General features: G+C 73.4%; 19 protein-coding genes and 1 tRNA gene. 7 read left to right on the plus strand and 13 right to left on the minus strand.

Annotated elements, in window-relative coordinates; translation table 11 throughout:
- Nucleotides 1-2: 2 nt before the first annotated feature.
- Both BM093_RS35885 and BM093_RS12060 read left to right on the plus strand, forming a co-directional pair.
- A complete protein-coding gene (locus BM093_RS35885; RefSeq protein ID WP_177238413.1) occupies nucleotides 3-1,454 on the plus strand; it encodes a hypothetical protein in 1,452 nt (483 codons plus the stop codon).
- Nucleotides 1,451-2,272, plus strand: a complete 822-nt coding sequence (locus BM093_RS12060; protein ID WP_177238414.1) for an ESX secretion-associated protein EspG — start codon at nucleotides 1,451-1,453, stop codon at nucleotides 2,270-2,272. Before BM093_RS35885 ends, BM093_RS12060 begins: the two co-directional genes overlap by 4 nt.
- Before the next feature lie 9 nt (nucleotides 2,273-2,281).
- Here the strand turns inward: BM093_RS12060 and BM093_RS12065 are convergent, their stop codons facing one another.
- From BM093_RS12065 to BM093_RS12090, 6 genes are read right to left on the minus strand one after another with little or no spacing between them, the layout of a single operon-like run.
- Nucleotides 2,282-3,310 (minus strand): C40 family peptidase, encoded by a 1,029-nt coding sequence (locus BM093_RS12065; RefSeq protein ID WP_093341649.1) that lies wholly within the window; start codon nucleotides 3,308-3,310, stop codon nucleotides 2,282-2,284.
- Nucleotides 3,307-3,900, minus strand: a complete 594-nt coding sequence (locus tag BM093_RS12070) for a hypothetical protein (protein ID WP_245773474.1) — start codon at nucleotides 3,898-3,900, stop codon at nucleotides 3,307-3,309. Before BM093_RS12070 ends, BM093_RS12065 begins: the two co-directional genes overlap by 4 nt.
- On the minus strand, nucleotides 3,890-5,800 hold the full coding sequence (locus BM093_RS12075; RefSeq protein WP_093341653.1) for a hypothetical protein: 1,911 nt from the start codon (nucleotides 5,798-5,800) through the stop codon (nucleotides 3,890-3,892). Before BM093_RS12075 ends, BM093_RS12070 begins: the two co-directional genes overlap by 11 nt.
- Nucleotides 5,797-8,748 (minus strand): ATP-binding protein, encoded by a 2,952-nt coding sequence (locus BM093_RS12080; protein WP_425439137.1) that lies wholly within the window; start codon nucleotides 8,746-8,748, stop codon nucleotides 5,797-5,799. The genes BM093_RS12075 and BM093_RS12080 overlap by 4 nt, the downstream gene beginning before the upstream one ends.
- Nucleotides 8,735-9,454, minus strand: coding sequence for a hypothetical protein (locus BM093_RS38160; protein ID WP_177238416.1), 720 nt, complete (start codon nucleotides 9,452-9,454; stop codon nucleotides 8,735-8,737). The genes BM093_RS12080 and BM093_RS38160 overlap by 14 nt, the downstream gene beginning before the upstream one ends.
- 5 nt (nucleotides 9,455-9,459) lie before the next feature.
- Nucleotides 9,460-9,735: a hypothetical protein gene (locus BM093_RS12090; RefSeq protein ID WP_177238417.1), complete on the minus strand. Its 276-nt coding sequence runs from the start codon at nucleotides 9,733-9,735 to the stop codon at nucleotides 9,460-9,462.
- A 538-nt stretch (nucleotides 9,736-10,273) separates the two neighbouring features.
- Here BM093_RS12090 and BM093_RS12095 point away from each other — a divergent pair.
- On the plus strand, nucleotides 10,274-12,730 hold the full coding sequence (locus BM093_RS12095) for a (Fe-S)-binding protein (RefSeq protein ID WP_093341656.1): 2,457 nt from the start codon (nucleotides 10,274-10,276) through the stop codon (nucleotides 12,728-12,730).
- A gap of 60 nt (nucleotides 12,731-12,790) precedes the next feature.
- On the opposite strand, the gene BM093_RS12100 is transcribed toward BM093_RS12095, so the two are convergent.
- The 3 genes from BM093_RS12100 to BM093_RS12110 are packed head-to-tail and all read right to left on the minus strand — an operon-like array spanning nucleotide 12,791 to nucleotide 15,659.
- Complete coding sequence (locus tag BM093_RS12100) at nucleotides 12,791-13,831, minus strand: hypothetical protein (RefSeq protein WP_093341658.1); 1,041 nt, start codon at nucleotides 13,829-13,831, stop codon at nucleotides 12,791-12,793.
- 36 nt (nucleotides 13,832-13,867) lie between these two features.
- Nucleotides 13,868-14,452 carry a dCTP deaminase gene (gene dcd, locus BM093_RS12105; protein WP_093341661.1) on the minus strand — a complete coding sequence of 195 codons (585 nt, stop codon included), beginning with the start codon at nucleotides 14,450-14,452 and terminating at the stop codon, nucleotides 13,868-13,870.
- A gap of 25 nt (nucleotides 14,453-14,477) precedes the next feature.
- On the minus strand, nucleotides 14,478-15,659 hold the full coding sequence (locus tag BM093_RS12110; protein ID WP_093341665.1) for a UDP-N-acetylglucosamine 2-epimerase: 1,182 nt from the start codon (nucleotides 15,657-15,659) through the stop codon (nucleotides 14,478-14,480).
- 166 nt (nucleotides 15,660-15,825) lie between these two features.
- Between BM093_RS12110 and BM093_RS12115 the strand changes: the two genes are divergently transcribed.
- Both BM093_RS12115 and BM093_RS12120 read left to right on the plus strand, forming a co-directional pair.
- Nucleotides 15,826-15,896: transfer RNA gene (locus BM093_RS12115), tRNA-Gly, on the plus strand.
- A gap of 288 nt (nucleotides 15,897-16,184) precedes the next feature.
- Nucleotides 16,185-16,652 (plus strand): transposase, encoded by a 468-nt coding sequence (locus BM093_RS12120; protein WP_093341668.1) that lies wholly within the window; start codon nucleotides 16,185-16,187, stop codon nucleotides 16,650-16,652.
- Between the two features lie 358 nt (nucleotides 16,653-17,010).
- On the opposite strand, the gene BM093_RS12130 is transcribed toward BM093_RS12120, so the two are convergent.
- A complete protein-coding gene (locus BM093_RS12130) occupies nucleotides 17,011-17,568 on the minus strand; it encodes a YceI family protein (RefSeq protein ID WP_093341671.1) in 558 nt (185 codons plus the stop codon).
- 143 nt (nucleotides 17,569-17,711) lie between these two features.
- On the opposite strand from BM093_RS12130, the gene BM093_RS12135 reads away from it, so the two are divergent.
- Nucleotides 17,712-18,602, plus strand: a complete 891-nt coding sequence (locus tag BM093_RS12135) for a universal stress protein (protein WP_177238418.1) — start codon at nucleotides 17,712-17,714, stop codon at nucleotides 18,600-18,602.
- A gap of 4 nt (nucleotides 18,603-18,606) precedes the next feature.
- Here BM093_RS12135 and BM093_RS12140 read toward each other — a convergent pair whose 3' ends face one another.
- Nucleotides 18,607-19,755: an HNH endonuclease signature motif containing protein gene (locus BM093_RS12140; RefSeq protein WP_245773475.1), complete on the minus strand. Its 1,149-nt coding sequence runs from the start codon at nucleotides 19,753-19,755 to the stop codon at nucleotides 18,607-18,609.
- 399 nt (nucleotides 19,756-20,154) lie between these two features.
- Here BM093_RS12140 and BM093_RS12145 point away from each other — a divergent pair, with 399 nt between their 5' ends.
- A complete protein-coding gene (locus BM093_RS12145; RefSeq protein ID WP_245773476.1) occupies nucleotides 20,155-20,937 on the plus strand; it encodes an aminoglycoside phosphotransferase family protein in 783 nt (260 codons plus the stop codon).
- Here the strand turns inward: BM093_RS12145 and BM093_RS12150 are convergent.
- Nucleotides 20,915-21,574 (minus strand): class I SAM-dependent DNA methyltransferase, encoded by a 660-nt coding sequence (locus BM093_RS12150; protein WP_093341680.1) that lies wholly within the window; start codon nucleotides 21,572-21,574, stop codon nucleotides 20,915-20,917. The two genes, BM093_RS12145 and BM093_RS12150, sit on opposite strands and share 23 nt — an antisense overlap.
- Nucleotides 21,575-21,584: 10 nt before the next feature.
- Nucleotides 21,585-22,244 (minus strand): TetR/AcrR family transcriptional regulator, encoded by a 660-nt coding sequence (locus BM093_RS12155; RefSeq protein WP_093341848.1) that lies wholly within the window; start codon nucleotides 22,242-22,244, stop codon nucleotides 21,585-21,587.
- Nucleotides 22,245-22,273 lie beyond the last annotated feature (29 nt).

A 22,273-nucleotide genomic window follows, 5' to 3' on the forward strand; every position in this document is an offset into this window, starting at 1 on the left:
ACGTGGCTCTCCCCGTCTGCTACAACTTCGAGGCCTTCGACATGGCGACGAAGTTCGCCTGGGTGAACGACCAACCCGGGATGGCTGCCGCCCAGCAGGTCTCGGACGGCCTGACGACGCTCACCGGCTCCCTCGAGACCGCACGGACCGCCACCGACGACGCGACGTCCCGGCTCGGCATCTCGTGGCAGGGCCCGGCGGCCGAGGCGGCTCGGACGTCACTGACCGCGACCGCGGACGGCGTCTCCGACTCCGCGACGATCGCCCGCAACGGCGCCGACCGCATGCTCGACCACGGCCACTCGTTCGAGGCGATGCGCCGTCAGATCACGTACCTGGATCCCGCGGACTACTCCTGGGTGCAACGGGTCGGCGACAACCTCAGCGAGGCGTGGCACTCGGCGTGGGGCGCCGGCGCCGATCATGTCACGATCGCCGAGCACAACCAGGTCAACGACGAGGTCGCGAACCGCGCGCTGCAGCAGTACGCCACCGAGACCTCCGCGACCGACGACCGGTTCACGACGGCCGCGGCTCCTCCACCGGATACGCCCGGAGCCTCCGGGGCCGGCGGAGCGCCCGGCCCTGCCGGAGCCGGGCCCGGAGCCGGCGCGTTCGGTACCGGCAGCCCGGGAAGCGGTGGCCCCGGCGACGGTGGAGCCGGGAGCAGAGGGGCCGGTGACGGTGGGGTGGGGGCCGGGGCCGGTGGGGCCGGTGGGGTCGGTGGGGCCGGCACGGGCGGGAACGCGGGGCCCGCGGGTGGGCCGCGGCCTCCGGAGCAGGCCGGTCCACCGACAGGCGGCGCGGAGCCCCGTGCCGGCGGATCCGTCCTGTCGCCCGACCGGCCCGGTAGCGCGGCGACCGGCCCGGACGACCCGCGTGCGCACGCCGGGGATCCCGCGCCGCGGTACCCGACGACCACCGCCGAGGACGCCGGCCAGGTCCGCGGCGAGCGCGTTCCCGCACCGCTTCCCGAGCGCCCGGCGTACCCGGCGGCACCCGAACGCTCGGCGGCCCTCCCGGCACCGTTCCTCACCGCGCCCGGCACCGATCCCGGCCGCGCCCGCGACGAGCTCGCCCGCCGGTTCGCCGAGGGCGCGCGACAGCATCAGCCGGCCCGCCCCACGACGGGCCCGCCCGACGCGCTCCGCGGCCCCGACCAGCCGCGCGGCCCCGCCGGGCGCGGCGCGGGGCCGGGGGCCGGCGCCTGGGCCACCGAGCCCCGCGCTCCGGGCGGCCGGGCCGGCGTCGGCGAACCGGCCGCCTGGACCGGGCGCGGAGCCGACCCGGGCCGGGGCGCCGGCACCCCCGGGTACGGCCCGATGATGGGAGGCGCCGCCCCGCGGGACGGGCAGGACCACCGCAACCGCTACATCGTCCCGACCGACGAGGTGTTCGCCGTCGAGGTCACCGCGACCGACGCCGTCCTGGGACCCGAGCAGGACCCGCGGTGATCGACTGGACCCGCGCCACCGTCCTGACCGGGACGGAGTTCGACGTCGTCCGGGACCTGCTGGGGCTCGGCCCGAACCCGGCCGTCCTGGACCTGCTCGCACCCGGGACGACCGACCTGGAACGGGCCCGGGTCGTACGGGCCGCCACGGCCTCCGCGGCGGCGCGCGGCCTGGTCGTCGACGGCGTGCCCGTCCCGCAGCTCGCCGACGACATCCGGACCCTGACCACCCCGGATTTCCGGTTCGACCTGGTCGTCGCACCGCCGTACCGGCAGCGCGCGCTGGTCGGGCTCCGCGCGGGCCGCGCGGTGCTCGCCGCCCGGATCGACGACGACGTCGCGCTGCTGCGGCTCCGCCCGGCCGACGCCCCCGCCACGCTCGTGGGCCTGCTGGGTGACGTCGTGCCCGGCCCCGGCCCGACGGTGCGGATCCCGGTCGAGGTGCTGGCCGGCGCGGTCGACGCGGCCGGTGACGACGCCGACCGGTTCGTCCGCGAGCTGCTGCGGCGCGGCTGCACCGACGCGGAGGCCGACCTGGTCCGGCGGATGGGCCGGGTCGACGGGATGGCCCAGCTCGGGGCGGGCCGCGGAGGAGCCGACCCGTGCCGGGCACCGGCCGTCCTGCTGGTGCACGTCACCGCGCAGGGCTGCTACTACCAGCGGCGTCCGGCACCGGACATGCCCGGACGACCGCTCCCGCAGGGCGCGACCGTGCACGCGGGACCGGCCGACGTCACCGTCCTGGCCGGCGAGCTGGAGCGCCTCGCCGACGCCGCGCGGCGGCGCCGCACCCCGGTCGGTGCGCGCCGGGCCTGGTGACCGGCCGCCTCACGCGGGGTTCGGCGTCGTCCCCGGCCGGGTCGCGAGCGGGACGAGGTCCTCGAAGTCCCACGGCACCGGCTGCACCCGCACCGGGTGGTCCTTGTTCGGCGCCTCGACCATCTTGTCGTCGCCGATGAACATCGTGACGTGGTAGATCGTCGACGGGTCCGAGGGGTCGTGGGCGTAGAACAGGAAGTCGCCCGGCTGCACGTCCTGCACCGGCAGGTGCCCACCGGAGTTGTACTGGTCGCGCGAGACCCGCGGGATCGTCATGCCCGCCGCCTCGTAGGCGCGCAGCAGCAGCCCGGAGCAGTCGTAGGCGTTCGGGCCGGTCGCCCCCCACACGTACGGCTTGCCCACCTCGCCGAGCGCGAACCCGATCGCGGCACCGGCGGCACCCGGCGGCAGCGCGCCCGTCGTACCGGGCTCGCACCCGGTCGGGTTCGTGACGTCGCCGATCTGCTCGACGATCGAGACCGCCAGCGGCTCCCACTTGGCGTACGCGTCGGGGAAGGCCGAGCGCTGCACGGTCTGCGCTGCGACGGTGACCGGCATGCTGTCCCAGCCCGGCACCTCCAGGAGCCGCTCGTAGAAGATCCGGCTGCTGTAGGCGGGGTCGGTGACCTCCGCCGGCGTCCCCCACCCCATCGACGGCCGCTGCTGGAACAGTCCCAGCGAGTCCCGGTCGCCGTAGTCGATGTTGCGCAGGGTGGACTCCTGCATCGCGGTCGCCAGCGCGACCAGCCACGCGCGGGGCGGCAGGTCCATGTCCTTGGCGACCGAGATGATCGCGGACGCGTTCTGCTTCTGCTCGTCGGTGAGCGTCTCGATGGTGGCGCCGGCGTTGCCGCCACGCCCGGCGGTCGCGGTGGAGATCCCGGTGTCGCACCAGTCGGCGCCCGACTGGCGCCCGCCGATGTTCGGGCTGAACGCCAGGAAGCCCACGGTCAGGAACAGCACCAGGGCCATCCCGATGACCACGAACGGCAGCAACAGCCGCAGGGGCCGCAGGGCCCGGGTGAACGGCGTGCTCATGCCCGGTCGTAGCGGGACACCTTCCAGCCCGCGTCCGTGTCCACGACCAGGATCGTCAACCGGAGCGCGTCGGTCGGCACGTCGACCTCGACGCTCTTCTCGGCCACCCGGGTCGGGGTCGCCGGCCCGGTCACCCGGTTCGCCGGGATGTTGACCGGGTCGACACCGGCCAGGACACCGAGGAACTCGTCGGTCGTGTACGGCCGCAGCCCGGCCAGCCACTGCTGGGAGGTCGTCCCCTCGGGGTGGTTGACCCACGCCGAGGTCCAGACCCGCGCGACCTCGAGCGCCTGCGGCGGGGCCTGGTCCAGCGGCTGCGCCTCGGGCGTCAGCTCGGGCACCGGTGGCAGCATCGTCGGGGTCGGGGTGGCGGAGACGCCGGACCCGCCGGCGTCCCACCGGTCGCCCTGGGTCGCGCCCGGGCCGCCACCCCCGGTGGTGCCACCGACCTGACCGGCGAGGTGCACGAGCCCGAACACGAGCGCTCCGAGCACGACGACGGTGACCGCCAGCCGGACGGGCGAGCGCAGCGGCCACTGCCAGATCGCGCGGTAGGCCGCGGCGCGGCCGCGCGGGGACCTAATCGGCACGGCCACCCCTGCCGTCGGAGGTCCGCGCGGCCCGCGGCCGGTAGATCTTGTAGACGGGAACGCCGTCGACGAGCTCGGGAGCCACCGGCGCCGGGTCGCCCGGCCGGCGCGGCCCCGCGTCGTCGCGGCGGTAGATCGACCGGTCGTCGATCTCACCCGGATCGGTGCGGCCCGGCACCCCCGTGTCCGGGCGCCCGGACGCCCCCACCGGCAGCTGGGCGCGCCGTGGGTCGGCGAGGCGGGTGTCCCGCCCGCCGTCGGCCGGGTCGGCCACCGGACGGCGCCGCCACGGCCGGGCACCCGGACCGGCGACCGTCTCCGCCTCCGGACGGGCCGTGTCGGGGTCCCCGCCCGCGGCGCCGGGGCCACGCTCGGACCACCAGCGGGCCTGCCGCTCGTCACCCGGCAGCGGGCCGCGCATGCGGTTCCACACCCGCGACATCGGACCGTCACCGGCCCCGGGGACGATCCCGCCGAACTGCTCGCGGGTCAGCGACACCATCGACACCAGCCGCCGGAACGGCCGCGCGACCGCCCACATCACCAGCGTGACGACCCCGGTGACCAGCAGGGCGAGCCACAGGTCGATGCCGGCGCCGGGCGCGAACAGCGACACCACGAGCAACGCGTGCAGGCCGGCCAGCGCGCCCACGACCAGCGTGTTCACCACCGCGGCGCCGGCGACGCGCAGGATCGCCGGGATGACGTCCGGTTTGAGCAGCGCGATCACCGCGACCGCCGGGGCGCACACCACGAGCAACCGGATGATCAGCAGCGCGACCAGCACCAGCACCTTGGCCAGCAGCTGGAACAGCGCGATGCACGCGGCCTGGATCAGGGCGAGGGTCCCGGCCCCGATCCGGCTGCCCGACGCCCCGGTGAAGTAGGGGTACCGGTCGCCCATCCGGTCGGCGATCGCGGCGTAGTCGGCCTTCTTCCGCTCAGCCGTCTCCGAGGTGTCCTGGCCCTGGTCGACCTCGTCGATCGTGAACGCCTGCGCCCGCAGCAGGTCCCGGCCCAGCTCCTGGGCCTGCGGGACGTCCGGCGCGCCGAAGGTCCCGCGCAGCCAGTTCTGGTAGGCGACCTGGTCGACGAGCACGGTCGGGAGCGTGTCGCGGGTGCCGAGCCCGACCTGGCCGAGGAAGCCCTCCTGCATCTGCGTGACGCCGTCGAGCAGCAGGTCGTCGGCCGCCTTGGACCAGTCCACCGGGGCGAGGTAGGCGGCGGAGCCGAGCATCAGCGCGAGGACCGCGATCCCCGTGCGCTGGGCCTGCCGGGCGAGTTCCCCGCGCATCGCCAGCAGCAGGATGATGATCGCGAACCCGAGCAGGGCCAACCCGACCCAGGTGGTGAACACCGTCTCGTACATGGCCCGGGTCGCGGTCGTGATGACCTCGTCCAGCGGCTCGAACAGCGCCCCGCCGTCGGCGATCAGGTAGTGCGCCCAGTTCACGCCGCCGACGGCGAGCTTGGCCAGGTTGAAGACCTGGTTGCCGAGCCAGGTGTCGGTCGTGACCGACGGGTTCAGCACGCCGGACGCCGCGCAGCCGAGGTCGTAGTTGTGCCAGATCATCCCGGCGTAGCCGACCTCGGTGTAGACGCTGCCGGCCTCGCCGTGCAGCGCCGACGGCCGGTCCAGCGACCCGACGAGGCCGGTACCGGGGCGGTCCGGTTCCGGCGGGGTCTTGCAGTCCAGCGCCTGGGCCATGGCCGGCGTGCCGATCAGCAGCGTTCCGGCGGCCAGCGCCGCGACGACGAGCACCGCCCGGCGGCGGCGACGCGGCCGGGCCGGGGTGTCCCGGCGGACCGCACGGCGGACCGCGACCAGCACCGCGGCGAGCAGCACTCCCAGCACGACCCAGAGGCCGGCCCCTCCGGACGGATCCAGCCCGTGGGTCACTGCCGGGTACCGCCGGGGTCGTCCGGCCGGTGCCCGGCACCGTTGCGGGCGGCCGGCGGCGGCTCGTCCACCACCCAGTCCTCGTCGAACTCGTCGAGCAGGTCGATCTGCTCGTCGTCGTAGAGCTCGGCGGACACGACCCGCACGCTCCCGGCCCGGACCTCACCGGCCAGCACCGGATCGGCGTCGCCGGGCCCGATGCGGGTGTCGACGTCGAGGTCGTCGCCGTCGAGGTCGGGCAGCACCGACGGGAGCTCCTGGCGCGGCGCCGGCGGCAGTGGGGCCGGCTCGTCCGGTGCGTTCATCTCGGGGCCGGACTCGCGGGGGACGGCCGCGCGGGTGGCGTCCGGGTTGGTGTCCAGCGCCTCACGGACGTGCTCCAGATGGGGACCCTCCAGGTCGATCCGGATCTTCTCGACGCCACCGTGGCCGTCGGCGAAGACGAACTGGCGCGGGGTGTCGTCCGGGCGGTCGTCGTGCCGCGGCCGCGGCGACAGCGTCCCGAGCATCTCCTCGTAGCCGACGTCGGTGGGCACCCGCAGCAGCCGCAGCGCCTCGGACTGCGCCTCCTCGTCGTCGGTCCGGCCGACGAACACCGCGTTGACCAGCGACGCGAACCCGGACACCCGCAGCAGGTCACCGGCCAGCTGGGAGGCGAACAGCGCCCGGACGTTGAACTTGCGGGAGTCGCGGGCCAGCCGGTCGATCAGGACCTTGCCGGTGGGGACCTGGGACAGGAAGTGCGTCTCGTCGAGCGCGACGCCCTTGCGCAGGTTCCGGTCGGCGTCGTAGATCGTGCGCTGGGTCAGCCAGGACGCCAGGTTGAGCAGCTCGACGCCGAGCGACTCGTTGTCGGTCCACTCCTCGCGCGGGCTGCCCGGCCGCGGCAGCGACAGCCCCTGCATGGTCAGCACGGTGAGGCGGTAGTCGCGGTCGGCGCGCCACGGGTCGTACCGCGTCTCGTCCGGGAACAGGAGCGCGGCCTGCGGGAGCTCGCGGCGCTCGTCGAGGAAGTCCGCGACGACACCGGCGTGCTCCTCGCCCTCGGACGCGTGCCGGCGCAGCGTGTCGATCACCATGCCGGGATGCCGGTCCGGTGCGCCGCCGACCTCGCGGACCGCGCGCAGCAGCACGATCCGGGTGTGCGGCTGGCGCGCGACCTCGTAGGGCAGCAGGCCGGACAGCACGTCCAGCACGAGCCGGCGGCGGGTGGCCGCGGCCAGCGAGCGTTCCCGCTTCCAGGCCCGCTCGGGGTCCTCGTCGTCGGCGAAGTGGTCCGGGCGCGGCTCGGCGACCACCCGGTACGGGTTGAGGATGCCCGGGTCGGCGCGCAGCAGGTTGATGTGGCGGGAGAACGGCTGCAGCTCCGGCAGCCGGGCCAGCTCGGCGAGCGGCCCGGACGGGTCGAGCACCGTCCAGCGGGCCCCGGCGCGCAGCGACTTGTAGACGATCAGTCCGGTGAGGAACGACTTGCCGGACCCCAGGCCACCGACGATCGCGGTCAGCCCGGACGCCCGGCGGACCTCCTGGGCCAGCCACGGGTCCCACGCGACGGGGCGCCGGGTCGCGGTGCAGGTCTCGCCCAGCATGATCCCGCGCCGGTCGCCGACGCTCGCGGTCGCCGCGGGCACCCCGGCCGCGGCCCAGATCACCGAGCCGCGACGCCGGTAGGCGGTCGAGGCCAGGGGCTCGCCGGGGATGAACTCGCGGGCGTAGCGGTACTGGGCCTCCGGGTGCTCGATCTGCACCTTCGGCCGGTACAGGTCGACGACCTGCTGGGCCCGCGTCGTGGCCTCGGCCTCGTCGCGGCCGGAGACCGCGATCCGCCACCAGCCGGAGATCCGGGTGTTGAGCTGGGTGAGCCCGGTGGTCAGCTCGTCCTCGACCTCGAGGACCCGGTCGGCCTGGCGGGCCAGCGACATCGGCGGGTCGAGGTCGTGGTCGTGGGTGTAGTGCCGGATCTGGCTGCGGACCCGCCCCATCTGGCGCTGCAGCTCCCCCGTGACGTCCTCCGGGCGCCGGACGTAGATCCGGGCGGACCACTCGACGGGGAACGGCAGGCGGTCCGAGTGCTGCATCCACGGGTCGTCGATCTCGGGGATGCGCAGGCCCTCCATCAGCCCGACCGACAGCACGGCGACGTTGCGCGACACCGCCTGCGAGCGCATCCGGCCGACCACCTGCACGGTCGGCGCGTACGGCTCCTGGTGCAGGTCGACACCCTCGGTGAAGGCGGCGAGGTCCTCGGCCTCCCAGGTGGAGACCCCCCGGGGCACCGACGACAGCCCGCGCGGCGCCGGCAGCCCGAGCGCGACCGAGCGGTGCATCAGCCAGGCCATGTCCTCGGCGCTGGCCGGGACGGCGTCCAGCCCGGACCCGGCGACGAGGACGTCGAGGTGGTTGACCTCGGACTCCAGCGCGGCGAGCTCGGCCCGCACCGCGGACGGCGCGATCCGGTCGAGGACCGGGGCGGCGCGCTCGACCCAGCGGTCGAGCAGGCCGCGGCCGGAGACCTCGATCCCGAGGAAGACCTCCTTGTCGGCCATCGACAGCCCCATGAGGTGGCGCTGCTCGCCTTCCAGGAAGCCGTCCCAGCCCAGCGCCCCGGGGACGTCGGGCATACGGGCGAGCGCGTTCTGGTCGAACGACTCCGCCCACATGTGCACCGGGTAGGGCCGGGTCGTGACGCGCAGGTGCAGCCAGCGGCCCTGCAGCTCGCCGAGCTGGGCGGCGATCTGGCGGATCAGCACCTCGCGCTGGGTGTCGCTGCGGAAGCTCCAGGCCTGCGCGGCGAGCCGGTACCAGGCCATGACCTGGGTTCCGGTGCGGGTGAGGTGCCCGTCGATCGAGCGCAGCGCGATCGAGGGCGTGTAGTCCGACCCGCCCTCGCCGGCCTTGGCCCGGCCTCGCCTGCGCAGCCGGCGGGAGGTCTTCTCAGGTGCGGCCACGGTGGCCACCCCTGCGCCACGGTTCCGGACGGCTGGTGCGGGCCGGCGCGGTGGCCCCGCGACCGCGGGTGCGGCCGCGGGCCTTGCGGAACCGGCCCGGCTTCGGGGCACTGCCCGGCTCGGGCAGCGGCGGCACGACGCGGGCCGGCGCGACGGGGGCGGCCTCGGCCCCGGCCTCGTCGGGGGCAGCCTCGTCGGGCCCGGCCGCCTGCGTCACGGGTGCGTCGACGACGACCGGCTCCGCGGGCGGCGGTGTGACCGCACCCGACCGCGGCAACGGCGTGCGGGAGGAACCGGAGACCTTCCAGGGCCGGGTCCCCGCGCCCAGGGCCGGCGTGCCCGGGTGGGCCCGCGACGTGTGCACCCGCACGTGTCCCGCCCGGACCGCGCCGCGGGCCGGCTTCCGCCCCGCGCGCGGGCCGGTGACCTCGGCCCAGAACTGGGCGAGGACCTGGCCCAGCGGCCGCTCGTAGTCGATCTTCTTGCCGAGGATCCGGGTGATCGCGACCGTGCCGACGAGTGCCCAGGCGACCGAGAAGAAGTCCAGGCCGATGCCCAGCTGCCGCTGCACCATCATGATCAGCATCATCGCGAGGAGCCCGACGCCGTAGCTGACGTAGCGGGCACGCCAGGGGAACGTGGCCCGGGGCGGGCCGAGCCAGACCGCGTCGACGCGGTAGACCTCGTCGTCCGTGCGAACCAGCAACCGGATCAGCCCGTGGACACGAGCAGGTTGGCCAGCGCCTGACCGACGGCCGGACCGTTCCCGGTCACGGCGATGCCCAGCGCGACGAGCCCCACCAGCAGCCCGACGCTGCGCCGGGCCACGCCGGCGTTGTCCCCCCGGCCGCCGATCCACAGCAGGATGACGGCGATCGCGAGCAGGATCAGCGGCACGATGTTGTTCGTGATCCAGTCGCGGAGGTTGACGGTCGTGAGCTCGCCCTGCGCGAGCACCAGCTGGATCGCCTCGAACGAGGTCTTCACAGCTCCTCCTAGCGGATTCCGCTTCCTGATCGCTCCCGCAGGCGAGTAGACCACGAGACTCGTCGGTGATAGTAGAGGAGTGGCCCGTACGCGCGGTGTGAGCACCACGCAGCGCGGTCGGTCGAACACGGTCGGCCGAACGGCCCCTCCACCGCGGAGCGTGACTCCTACCTCACCTCGGCCGCCCCCGGTAGGCCCTTCCCGGGTGCGAATGTCATGGTCAACGGCGGCTACTGTTCGGTAACAAGATGCCGCCCGTCCTTCGAGGGGGCGGGGACACGCGGGACCGGGCGCACTACCCTTCGCCCGACCACCGTCGCGTCCCACCACATCCACGCGACGGTGACGTTCGAGGAGGCACTGCGATGGAGAGGCCCGCCCCGTCCCGGCGGCACGGTCCGCCGTGCGCGCGGTCGCGCGGCTCCCGCCCGGCCTCCCTCGGACGCCGATTCACGATTCCCGTCCCGTTCCGCCGCGACGACCGCGTCCAGCCGGACGCCCGTCCCAGGCCGGCAGCTCTCAAGGGAGGTTCCTCCACATGACCTGGGTGCAGTACCTGTTCGGCACCATCACGGTGGTGTCGGCGATCGTCGCGGTCGCTCTGGTCACACGGACCGTCGCGAAGATGGTGTCGATCATCCGGCTCGGGGAGTCGGACCCGACCCGCACCGGCCCGTTCGGCCCGCGGTTCGTCACGATGCTCAAGGAGACCCTGGGTCACACCAGGATGCTCAAGTGGAGTCACGTCGGTGTCTTCCACTGGCTGGTGATGGTCGGCTTCGGCGGGCTGTTCCTGGCCCTGATCGAGGCGTTCGTCGAGGTCTGGAACCCGACGTTCCACCTGCCGCTGATCGGCGAGTGGTCGATCTACTCGCTGTTCGTCGAGATCCTCGGCGTCGGGACCGTGGTCGGCATCGCGGTGCTGATCGTGATCCGGCAGCTCAACCACCCGCGCAGCCAGGGCCGGATGTCGCGGTTCTACGGCTCCTACCAGGGCCGTGCCTACTTCGTCGAGGCGATCGTGTTCCTCGAGGGCCTGGGCATCCTGGTGGTGCGCGGCGCGAAGGACGCGCTGGGCGTGTTCGACGTGCCGACCTGGTCGGCGCCGGTGTCGAAGGCGCTGGGCACGATCCTGCCGGCCTCGCCGACGCTGGTGACGGTGTTCGCGACGGTGAAGGTGCTCTCGGCGACGATCTGGCTGATCGTGATCGCCGCGAAGCCGACGATGGGTGTGGCCTGGCACCGGTTCACCGCGTTCCCCAACATCTACTTCAAGCGCAACGACGACGGCTACAAGGCGCTCGGCGCGGTGCGGCCGATGATGTCGAACGGCAAGCCGCTCGACTTCGAGGAGGCGGACCCGGACGAGGACACCTTCGGCGCGGGCAAGGTCGAGGACTTCACCTGGAAGGGCCTGCTCGACTTCACCACCTGCACCGAGTGCGGCCGCTGCCAGTCGCAGTGCCCGGCCTGGAACACCGAGAAGCCGCTCTCGCCGAAGCTGCTGGTCAACGCGCTGCGTGACCACGCCTACGAGAAGGCCCCGTACCTGCTCGCCGGCGGCAGCAAGGACATGGCCGGCGACGAGGTCGGCATCACCGGCGACGACGCCGAGGCCCGGCTCGCGGCGATCCCCGAGTCCGCGCGCAACGCGGCCGAGCGCCCGCTGATCGGCGGCGAGGACGTCCTCGGCGTGATCGACCCGGACATCCTGTGGTCCTGCACGATGTGCGGTGCCTGCGTCGAGCAGTGCCCGGTCGACATCGAGCACGTCGACCACATCGTCGACATGCGCCGCTACCAGGTGATGATCGAGTCGGAGTTCCCGACCGAGCTGAACTCGCTGTTCAAGAACCTGGAGAACAAGGGCAACCCCTGGGGCCAGAACGCCAAGGACCGCCTGGAGTGGACCAAGAGCCTCGACTTCGAGGTCCCGGTCGTGGAGAGCGAGCTGCCGGCCGAGACCGAGTACCTGTTCTGGATCGGCTGCGCCGGCGCGTTCGACGACGGCCAGAAGAAGACCGTCCAGGCCACCGCGGAGCTGCTGCACCGCGCCGGGGTCGACTTCGCGGTCCTCGGCTCCGGCGAGACCTGCACCGGTGACCCGGCGCGGCGCTCGGGCAACGAGTTCGTGTTCCAGATGCTGGCCCAGCAGAACGTCGAGACCCTCAACGGCGTGTTCGAGGGCCGCGAGCCCGGCACCCGCAAGATCGTCACGACCTGCCCGCACTGCCTCAACACCCTGGGCCGGGAGTACCCCCAGCTCGACGGGCACTACGAGGTCGTGCACCACACCCAGCTGCTGAACAAGCTGGTGCGCGAGAAGAAGCTGGTCCCGGTCAACGCCCCCGCGGGCGAGGAGTCGGGCCCGGTCACCTACCACGACCCCTGCTACCTGGGCCGGCACAACGAGGTCTACGAGGAGCCGCGTGCCCTGATCAACGCCACCGGCGCTGCCGGGTCGACGACGCTGTCGGAGATGCCGCGCCACGCCGACCGGTCGATGTGCTGCGGTGCAGGTGGCGCCCGGATGTGGATGGAGGAGCGCATCGGGCAGCGCATCAACTTCACCCGCGCCGAGGAGGCCGCCGACACCCTGACCAAGGCCGGCGGGAACGGCGAGCCGTCGGGCACGCTGGCGGTCGGCTGCCCGTTCTGCCGCACGATGATGACCGACGGCGTCAAGCAGACCGCCGGTGAGGCCGTCACCGTCAAGGACGTCTCGCAGATGCTGCTCGCCGCGGTCAAGCGCGGCGACCCGGCGCCGGCCGAGGCGACCGCCGAGGACGCGCCGACGACCGACACCCCGGCCGTCGCCACCCCGGCCGGTGAGATCGCCGAGGAGAAGGCCGAGCACGACGAGGGTCAGCACGACGGCGGCGAGCCCGCCGGCTCCGACGGCGCGTCCAGCACCGGGACGGCGGCGTCGGGGAACGGCTCCTCGAACGGCTCGACCCCGGAACAGGTCTCGCAGGAGAAGTCGAGCGAGAACTGACCGGACCCTCCGACACCGGAACGGCCGGGCACCCACAGCGGGTGCCCGGCCGTTCCGCGTTCAGCAGGGGGCGAAAGAGCCGACCTGGAAGGTCGGTTTCACGGCCTCGGTCCGGGTGAGCACCACCCGGCCCAGCTCCCGGCCCGCGGCCGCGCCCCAGGCGGAGTCGCACGCGTCGACGGTGAGGGTGCCGCCGGGCGGGACGTCCGGTTCGGACTCGCGGTCCGGCCGGGTGATCTCGGCGTCGGCCGGGACCCGGGCGTGCAGGACCGCGACGGCGTCCTCACAGCTCGTGGTGCCGGTGGCGGCGCGGAGCTGCTCGATCGCCGGGTCCTGGGCGACCCGGCAGACCCGGGAGGCGTTGCCGTCGGCGACACCGGTGTCGAGGGCGACCAGCGCCAGCTGAGGCCGGTCGACCCCGAGCGCGGTCCGCATCTGCGCACCCGCCTGGGCGTCGACGCGGGCCTGGTCCTGCTGCAGCTCCACCGAGCGGAACGTGTAGCCGATCCCGGAGAGCACGAGCAGCACCCCGCCTGCGGCGAGGAGCTTCCAGCGCGGCAACAGCAGCAGGCCGGCGACGACGACGCCCACGCCGAGCGCCAGCCCCCACGCCCACGGGTTGCGCGCCGTCCCGTACACCAGCGCGCCGACCAGGACGACGCCCGCGACATGGGGGGCCCAGCCGTTCAACAGCCGGTCGAGCCGCAGCAGGGTGAGCAGGACCAGGGTGCCGAAGCCGAGTCCGACCGGCACCCACCAGCGGTCCGGGTCGTCGAGGAAGGGAAGGAGCAGCACGGCGGCGCCGACGAGTCCGAGCGCGGTGGCGCCGCGCACCGTGCGCGGACGGAGCCTGCGCCAGTGCCGCCAGGGGTCCTCGCCGTCCGGACCGCGCCCGGACGCGGACCCGGGTTCGGGCGCGGGTTCGGCGACCGAGCCCTCCACCGTCGTCGGCGGCGGTTCCCGGTCGGCGGCGGGACGGCGTTCGAGTGCCTGCCCGGGTGTGGCGGCCGCGGACGGCCGGCCCCGGTCCGGACGCCCGGGACGGCGCCGCCCGGTCGCCCAGGGGTCGGGATGCTCCGGTGAGCTGCGGTCGGCGTCCATCACCGGTCAGGGTAGCGAGCGCGCGGCCCGCCGCCGTCAGATCCGGCGGGTGTCCGTGCGGTGGAAGCTGCGGAACGCCCGGGACGGTGTGGGCCCGCGCTGACCCTGGTAGCGGGATCCGACACCCTCGCTGCCGTAGGGCCGCTCGGCCGGGCTGGACAGCCGGAACAGGCACAGCTGACCGATCTTCATGCCGGGCCACAGGGTGATCGGCAGGTTCGCCACGTTGGACAGCTCGAGGGTGATGTGCCCGGTGAAGCCGGGGTCGATGAACCCGGCGGTCGAGTGGGTCAACAGGCCCAGCCGCCCCAGCGAGCTCTTGCCCTCCAGGCGGCCGGCCAGGTCGTCGGGCAGGCCCACCCGTTCGAAGGTCGACCCGAGCACGAACTCGCCGGGGTGCAGCACGAACGACTCGCCGTCCGGTGTCTCGACCGGGGTGGTCAGCTCGTCCTGCTGCTGGGCCGGGTCGATGTGGGTGTAGCGGGAGTTCTGGAAGACCCGGAAGTACCGGTCCAGCCGGACGTCGATGCTGGACGGCTGGAGCATCTCGACGTCCCACGGGTCGAGCACCAGTCGGCCGGACTCGATCTCCTTGCGCAGGTCGCCGTCGGAGAGCAGCACGTCGACACCCTAGCGAGCGGGCCGGTCAGGCCTCGGAGGCCTCCTCCGAGGACGGGCCGTTCGCGCTGTGGCGGCCCTCCTCGGCGCGCGGCAGATCGTCAGGGAGCTGCGGTGAACGGCAGAGTCCGAACATCCAGGCCACCGCCTGCTCGGCGCGGGCGGCCTCGAACCCGTCGGACGGCGCGGGCCGGCGGCCGTGGTCGCCGTCCATCACCTGGGCGACGGCCGGGGCGGCGTCGCGCGCGGCGATGCTGCGGATCGAGTCGCCGGGCTGCGGGACGTTCGGCCCGTCGACCAGCACGGCCAGGGTGCCCAGGCCGGGGGCGTCGGCGACGAGCTCGTGGTCGTCGCTGAGCAGGACCGTCGCCGCGGCCAGCACCGCCAGCTCGTCGGGCGCACTGAGGTCGGGTACGACCGTGACCCGCGGATGACCCGCCAGCGCCGATGCCGGATCACCGGCCGCGAGCGCCCCGGTCACCACGAACTCGATGCGCGGGTAGCGCTCCAGCAGGTCGGGCAGCCCGTCGAGCACCGGCGACGACGACGCCCGTTCCAGGTCCACCAGCACGAGCCTGCGGTGCGCGTCGCACACCCGCGCCAGGACGTCCGCGCACCCGGGGTCCGACGGGCCGGGCAGCGAGTTGATCGTGTCGCCGATGGTGAGCACGTTCGGGCCGAGCGGGCTGCCGAGGGCGGACCCGCTCGTGGTCAGGAACAGCGACGCGAGCTGCCCGATCACGCGGCGGTGCGCCTCCTGCGGGAACGGGCAGAGCAGGTCGTCGGTGCCCATGCCGGCCTGCAGGTGGACGATCGGGATCCGGCGCCAGAACGCGACCGATGCGGCGACCGCGGCGGCCAGCCCGCCCCCGTGCACGAGGACGGCGGACGGGTCCTGGTCGACCAGGACCCGGTCGAGCCGGGTGAACAGGGCGGCGGCGACGTCGGCCATGCCCGGGCCCGCGTCGGCGGGCAGCAGGATCGTGATGTCGGTCGGCACGCCGAGCGCCTCGAACGCCTCGTGCACGGCCATCGGGTCGGGACCGGTGGCGACGGTGATCCCGCAGATCCGGTCCGCGGCAGCGATGGCGGACGCGACCGGTGCCAGCCGGGCGACCTCGGGGCGGCTCCCGGCGATCAGGAGGATGTCGTGTTCATGATCCGGCCCGTCACCGACCGAGCCGCCCGTCAGCGGGTCGAACACGCTCATCGTGGTCCCTTCCGGTCGGGGAGCTGACCGACGCCTGCGAGTGTGCGCGCGGACCGGCGGGCGGGTCGACCCGCCCGCGCCCGGTGGTCGGATCCTGCGGCGACCGGACCTGCCGACGGCCCGTGACAGGGCCCGGGACGGTGATGCTAAGCTGATCTCACCCGATGCGGATGTAGTTCAATGGTAGAACATCAGCTTCCCAAGCTGAATACGCGGGTTCGATTCCCGTCATCCGCTCGCAAGACGAAGGCCCAGGTCAGCGGGTTGTTCCCGCCGAGCCTGGGCCTTCGTCGTTCCGTAGGTACCGGTCCGCGTGCGATCCCCGTGCGACCTGGGTCCGCGCCGGTGGTCGTCGACCAGGCCGCGCAGCTCGTCGGCAATCCGTCGGTCCACTTCCAGGATCCGGCGACAGACGGGGCAGCACGGGAGATCATTCGCTTGACCTCGACTGCACTTGAGGTTCTACGTTCCTCATGACCTGCACGGATGCAGGCTCCGCATCGAAGCAGCAGGAGGGGACACCTCATGACGACCCAGCAGATGTCCGACGCCGAACTCGCCGGACAGCCCGCCGCCTACTGGACCGGCGTCGCCTACGAGGCGCTCATCGCCCACACCCGGGCCCGGCAGTCCGAAAAGGGCTACACCCAGCCCCAGTTCTGGCTACTGCGCAACCTGTCGGGCAACGACATCTCACCCGACGGAAAGGGAATGACGCTCCCCGAACTGCAGGCCGCCATGGCCTCCTACATACGGCCCGAAGATGATCTGGCAGCGGAGGCCGGAGTGCTCCTGGAACGCGGCTGGCTGACCCGGGACACCGAGGACCGGCTGTGGATCTCCGAGGAGGGAGAACGGGCCCGCGTCGAGCTCGCGCGCAACGCTCCCGCGATCCGCGCCGCCCTCCACGAGGGCATCGACGACGCGGACTACGTCACGACGGTGAAGGTGCTTCAGAAGTTGATCCTCAACGCGGGCGGGGTGGCCGCCTGACAGACTCCGGAGGGCGGCTACCCGAAGTCCGTGTTCGAGCAGGTCGAAGACGGCATCGAGCGCGGCGCGAGGATCGCGTTCGTCGCTGACGAACCGTGGGATCTCCAGAACGTAGCGTGCCATGGCACGCGCAATGACGTCGTCAGGATCCAACGACCCAGCCAGTGGGGCGGCCGGCCCGGCACCGGAATGTTCGACGCTCGATCTGTTCCACCGCGGCTGGGTCCTGCTGTCCGAAGACGGGCGGTGGGCCACCGCAGCCGGCCGGACGGGTACATCGCTCGTAAGACGAAGGCCCAGGTCAGCGGGTTGTTCCTGCCGAGCCTGGGCCTTCGTCGTCCGCGGACACCCCGGGTCCTCAGCCCTGCTTGATGGCCGAGACCTCGAACTCGAGCACGACCTTGTCGCTGACCAACACACCGCCAGTCTCGAGCGCGGCGTTCCAGGTGACGCCGAAGTCCTTGCGGTTGATCGTGGTCGAGCCCTCGAAGCCGACGCGGACGTTGCCGAAGGGGTCGGTCGCCTGCCCCTCGAACGCGAACGGGACGGTGACCGGGCGGGTGACGTCCTTGACCGTCAGGTCGCCGGTGACCTCGAACTCGGTGTCGCTGACCCAGGTCACCGCGGTCGAACGGAACACGATCTGCGGGTACTCGTCCATCTGCAGGAAGTCGTTGCTGCGCAGGTGACCGTCGCGGTCGGCGTTGCGGGTGTCGATGCTGGCGGCCTGGATCGTCAGCTCGACGGTCGAGTCGGCGGGGTTGGCGCCGTCGATGCGCGCCGTGCCGCTGAACTCGTTGAACGCGCCCCGGACCTTGGTGACCATCGCGTGCCGCGCGACGAAGCCGATCCGGGTGTGCGCCGGGTCGATCTCGTAGGTCCCGGCGAGCCGGCTGATGTCGATCGAGGTGGTCATGTCGTCCTCCGTGTTTGTTGACGTAACAACTACATCTGACGATAGCCAGAACTAGTTGAGCTGTCAACTTCATGGGCGGGGCTTGCGCTGTGGCCGCGGGTGCCCGACGCTTCCGGGCCCGGGCATGTCCTGATCGGAGAGAGATGAGCGCACGAGCAGTCGTCGTCGGGGTGGACGGGTCGGAGCCGTCGCAGCAGGCCGTTCGGTGGGCCGCGCACGAGGCGGGTGCGCGGAACGCCCGGCTGGTGCTGGTGCACGCCTTCGACACCGAGCGGCTGCGCACCAGTGCCGGTGCCCAGATGTGGATCGACGAGGTCGAGGCGTCGATCGCCGCCGAGTCCACGGCGATGCTCGACCGCGCGATGGCCGAGGTGGAGCGCCTCGACTCCGGCGTGGCGGTGGAGACCCGCTGGGACCGCGCGGATCCCGCGGAGGCGCTGTGCACCGCGTCGCGGGACGCCGCGCTGGTCGTGCTGGGCTGGACCGGTCGCGGCGTGCTCGGTACCGCCCTGGGGTCGGTCACGCTGGCGGTGGCCTCGCACGCCGAGTGCCCGGTCGTCGTGGTCCGCGGGGAGACCACTCGCAACGAGCCTCGCCCGGTCCTGGTCGGCGTCGACGGCGGTCCGCTGTCCGACGTTGCGCTGGCGCACGCCTTCGACGCGGCCGCGCTGCACCGCGACCCGCTGGTCGCCCTGCACACGTGGACCGACGCCGACACCCGGCGCGCCCATCTGAGCACGCTGTTCGAGGCGAGCCCGTGGCAGACGATGCGTGAGGAGGAGGAACGTGCACTGGCCGAGCGACTGGCCGGTTGGCGGGAACGCCATCCCGACGTCTCCGTGGAGCCGGTCCTCGAACAGGCGGACCCGCGCAAGGCGCTGGCCGAACGCAGCACGCACGCCCGGCTCGTCGTCGTCGCGACCCGGGGCCGCGGCGGGTTCACCGGACTGCTGCTCGGCTCGACCGGGCTGGCGCTGATCCAGCACGCCGGCTGCCCGGTGATGCTCGTCGGGCCGGACGCCGCCTCCCCCTGACCGCTCACTCCCGCCGAGTGTCGAAACGGTCCTCGGGGGCGAGGTAGGTGTGCCCGGTCGGGGTGGTGGTCCGTACGCCGTCGGGGCTGCGTGCCACGTTCCAGCCGGGTTGTTCGCGGATGTAGTTGTGGAACTCGCAGACGGCGCGCCCGTTCTCGAGCGCGGTCGGCCCGTGCTCGGCGGAACGGTCGATGTGATCGATGTGCCGGGCCGGGGCGTCGCAGTACGGCTCGGTGCAGCGACGGCGGGCGCGGGCTTTCACCAGTTCGGCGAGCAGCCCGGTGAAGAAGCGTTGCCGGGACCCGCCGCCGATGATGAACCCGTTGCGGGTCAGCAGCCGGCGGAGCGCTTTTCGTCCGGTGGTGGTGGCCAGCAGGTCGACCGGGACGGGGCCGTGGCCGGGGACCTCGGCCGGCAGCGGGCTGTCGGGGTCGATCAACGCCTCGACCGGCACCAGTACCTGGACCTCGATGTCGACGTCGGTCGCGGCGGACTTTCCCGTGGCGCGTTCGACCAGGGTGTCGGCCATGACCTGCCCGCGGGAGCGGGTCAGCGGTGCCGGGGCGATCGAGACCTCGGTGAACGCCTTGCGCAATGCGGCCAGGCAGGCGACGCCCTGCTCCACGGGCAGGTAGGCGGTCAGGTAGCTCATCCCGTCCGGGGCGGGGCGCAGCGTGACCCGGCGTTGGGCGCGGGCGGCCTCGACCCGGGAGCGGAACTTCTCCGGGGCGATCTCGGCGACCAGCCGGCGCACCAGGTCGCGTAGCCGTCCGATCCCGAGCCGGGTCAGGTCGTGTGCGGCGAGGCGGGCGTCGACCGCGGCGCGTTGGCCGGTGTCGAGGTCGGCGGTCGCGGTGACGATCGCGGCGATCTTGTCCCGGCTCAGCTCCCCGGCCACGAACAGGCCACGGATGTGGTCGAGGCCCTCACGCAGGTCCCGGGCGGCGCGCAGCCGGGAGCGGGCCTCGGTCGGTGAGACTCGGCAGGCCAGCCCGAGCTGGGCGATCACCCCGCGTTCGAGCTTGTCCGGGTCGACCACCCCCGCGCTGATCCGTCGGTCGACGTGGGTGCGGGCGAAGGAGCGGATCCGGTTCGCCTGCAACGCCGCGAGAGAATTCTGCAGGGATTCGATCTGCTGGATCTGATCGATCAACTCGGATTCCCCACACGATTCCGCGTCAACCGTGGCGGCCTGTTCGACCGCGACCTGCATCAATACGAGATCGACCTGTGGGAATCCGGGCTCGCCGGCACCCGGGTGGGTGCCGGGAATCGGGGGATCATGAACTGCGGTCACGCATCCCAATCTACTCGAACTGGTGTTCGATGCCACGAATCTGGAAGATCGTTTGCAATCGCGAATCGCGAACGGAAGCCGACGACCCGGGGCGTACGGAGCCGCATGTGCCAACCTGCACCGACGAACAGCCGACAGGGGACGACGGTGGACTTCACCTACACGCAGGACCTGGTACGCGCACTCCTGAGAGACCAGCACCCGGACCTCGCCGCTCTCGAGCTCCGCGACGTCGAGGGCGGCTGAGACAACCAGATGTGGCGGCTCGGGGACGAGCTGGCGGTGCGCCTGCCCCGCACCGAGCGCGCACCCGCGCTGCTGCGCACCGAGCAGGCATGGCTGCCGGTGCTGGCGCCCCGCCTGCCGCTGCCGGTTCCCGCCCCGGTGCGCATCGGCACGCCGTCGAGCCGCTTCCCGCACACCTGGACGATCGCGCGCTGGGTCCACGGCGAGCCCGCCGACCGGTCACCGCTCACCCGGATCGACGCGGCCGACGTCCTTGCGGGGTTCCTCCGCACCCTGCACGACCGGGCGCCCGCCGAGGCGCCGGCCAACCCGGCCCGCGGCGTCCCGCTCGCCCGCCTGCATCACGGGGACGACGACCCGTTCGCAGCGCTCGCCGACCATCCGGGCATCGACGGCGCACGGGAGCTCTGGCAGGACGCGCTGGCCGCACCCGACCGGCAGGGACCGCCGCTCTGGCTGCACGGCGACCTGCACCCGGCGAACGTGGTCGTCCGGAACGGGACGCTCGCGGGGGTGATCGACTTCGGCGAGCTGTGCGCAGGCGACCCCGCGACGGACCTGTCGGCCGCCTGGCTCCTCCTTCCCGCCGGCGCGGCGAGCCGGTTCTTCGACGCCTACGGGCCGGTCGACGACGCGACCATGGCCCGGGCTCGCGGCTGGGCCCTCCTGCGGGCCGCCGGCCTGATCGGGATCGGGCGGAACGGCCGGCTCGGCCTGCCCGGGGGCAAGCCGACCCGGGAGCCGGCGGGTCACGCCGCACTGGAACGGATCACCCGGGCCGGCGCGCGATGACGGCGGCCTGCGGCACCGCAGCGGCCGAGCTGCGCCGCTCGGGAGCCCGGACGAGCCGGGCGACGAGCTCGAGACCCGCGCCCTCCGTCATCGCCACGACCGCGTCGGGATCGAGCCGGTGGAAGTCGAGCGACACCTGCTGTCCGAACGCCTCGTCGAGGCGCAGCGTGTCCGTGCCGGCCTGGAAGCCCAGCAGCAGGTAGCCACCGGGCCGGAGCACCCGCCGGAACTCCGCCAGCACCGCGGGCCGGTCGCCCTCCGGGACGTGGATGAGCGAGTACCAGGCCACCACCGCCGCGAGGGTCGCGTCCGCGGCGTCGAGCCGGCCCATCTCACCGACCGCGAAGCCGACCTGCGGGAACGTCCGCCGGGCGAGCGCCACCATGGCCGGCGACAGATCGATCCCGCGGACCTGCAGCCCCAGCCGTCGCAGTTGGTCGGTCACGACGCCCGGCCCGCACCCCGCCTCGACCGTGCTGGGATCGGCGTGCTCGCGCCGGACCGTCTCGGCGAACCCCGTGAGCAGGGCGCGGTCGAGCGGGGCGTCGTCGAGCTCGGTCCGGAACAGTTCCGCGTAGTCCTCGGCGATCGCGTCGTAGAAGGTCCTCGTCGCGATCACGTGTGCAGGCTCGGTCACGAGCCGGAGGTTAGGGCGCACCCCCGACATCCGGGCCGGTCACCGGCGACAGCCACACGCCCACGACCGCGTCGACCAGCCCGGTCGCGGCCTCCGACCAGGTGGCTCGCGCGGTCGGGGCTCCCTCGGCGACCGCACGTTCGCGGTCCGCGAAGAAATGGATCATGAGGAGCCGGCAGATGTCGGTGCGCTCCAGCCGGACCTCGACCGGCAACGCCGGCAGGCAGGAGTTCAGCCCCTCCAGCGCGGTCGTGAGGACCGGCGACCCGAGCGACTCGGCCACCATGAGGTCGCGGGAGGCCGGATCGGTGAGGAGCTGGGCGGCGAAGCGGGCGTACCAGGTGGGGGAGCCGAGCTCGCCGAGATGGTCCGCCGTCGGCCGGACGAGGCAGTCCACCCACTCGCGGACCCCCGGCCCCGGCGGGAGCGCCGCGACCCGCGCGGCGCGGAGCCGGTCGATCTCCACCGTACGGCGGCGGACGAGCGCGCGCACGAGGTCGGCCTTGGTACCGAAGTGATAGCTGACGACGGCGTTGTTGCCCTGGCCCGCCGCCTCGGCCACGGCCCGGTTGGAGATCGCGTGGACGCCGTGCTCGGCGAAGAGCCGCTCGGCGGCGTCCAGGATCCGCTCCCGGGTCGCGCCGCTGCGGTCCGTCCGCGCTCGAGCCATCACGGCCACCCCCTCTCCGTCCGACCGTT

The organism is Pseudonocardia ammonioxydans, assembly GCF_900115005.1.
GTDB lineage: Bacteria > Actinomycetota > Actinomycetes > Mycobacteriales > Pseudonocardiaceae > Pseudonocardia > Pseudonocardia ammonioxydans.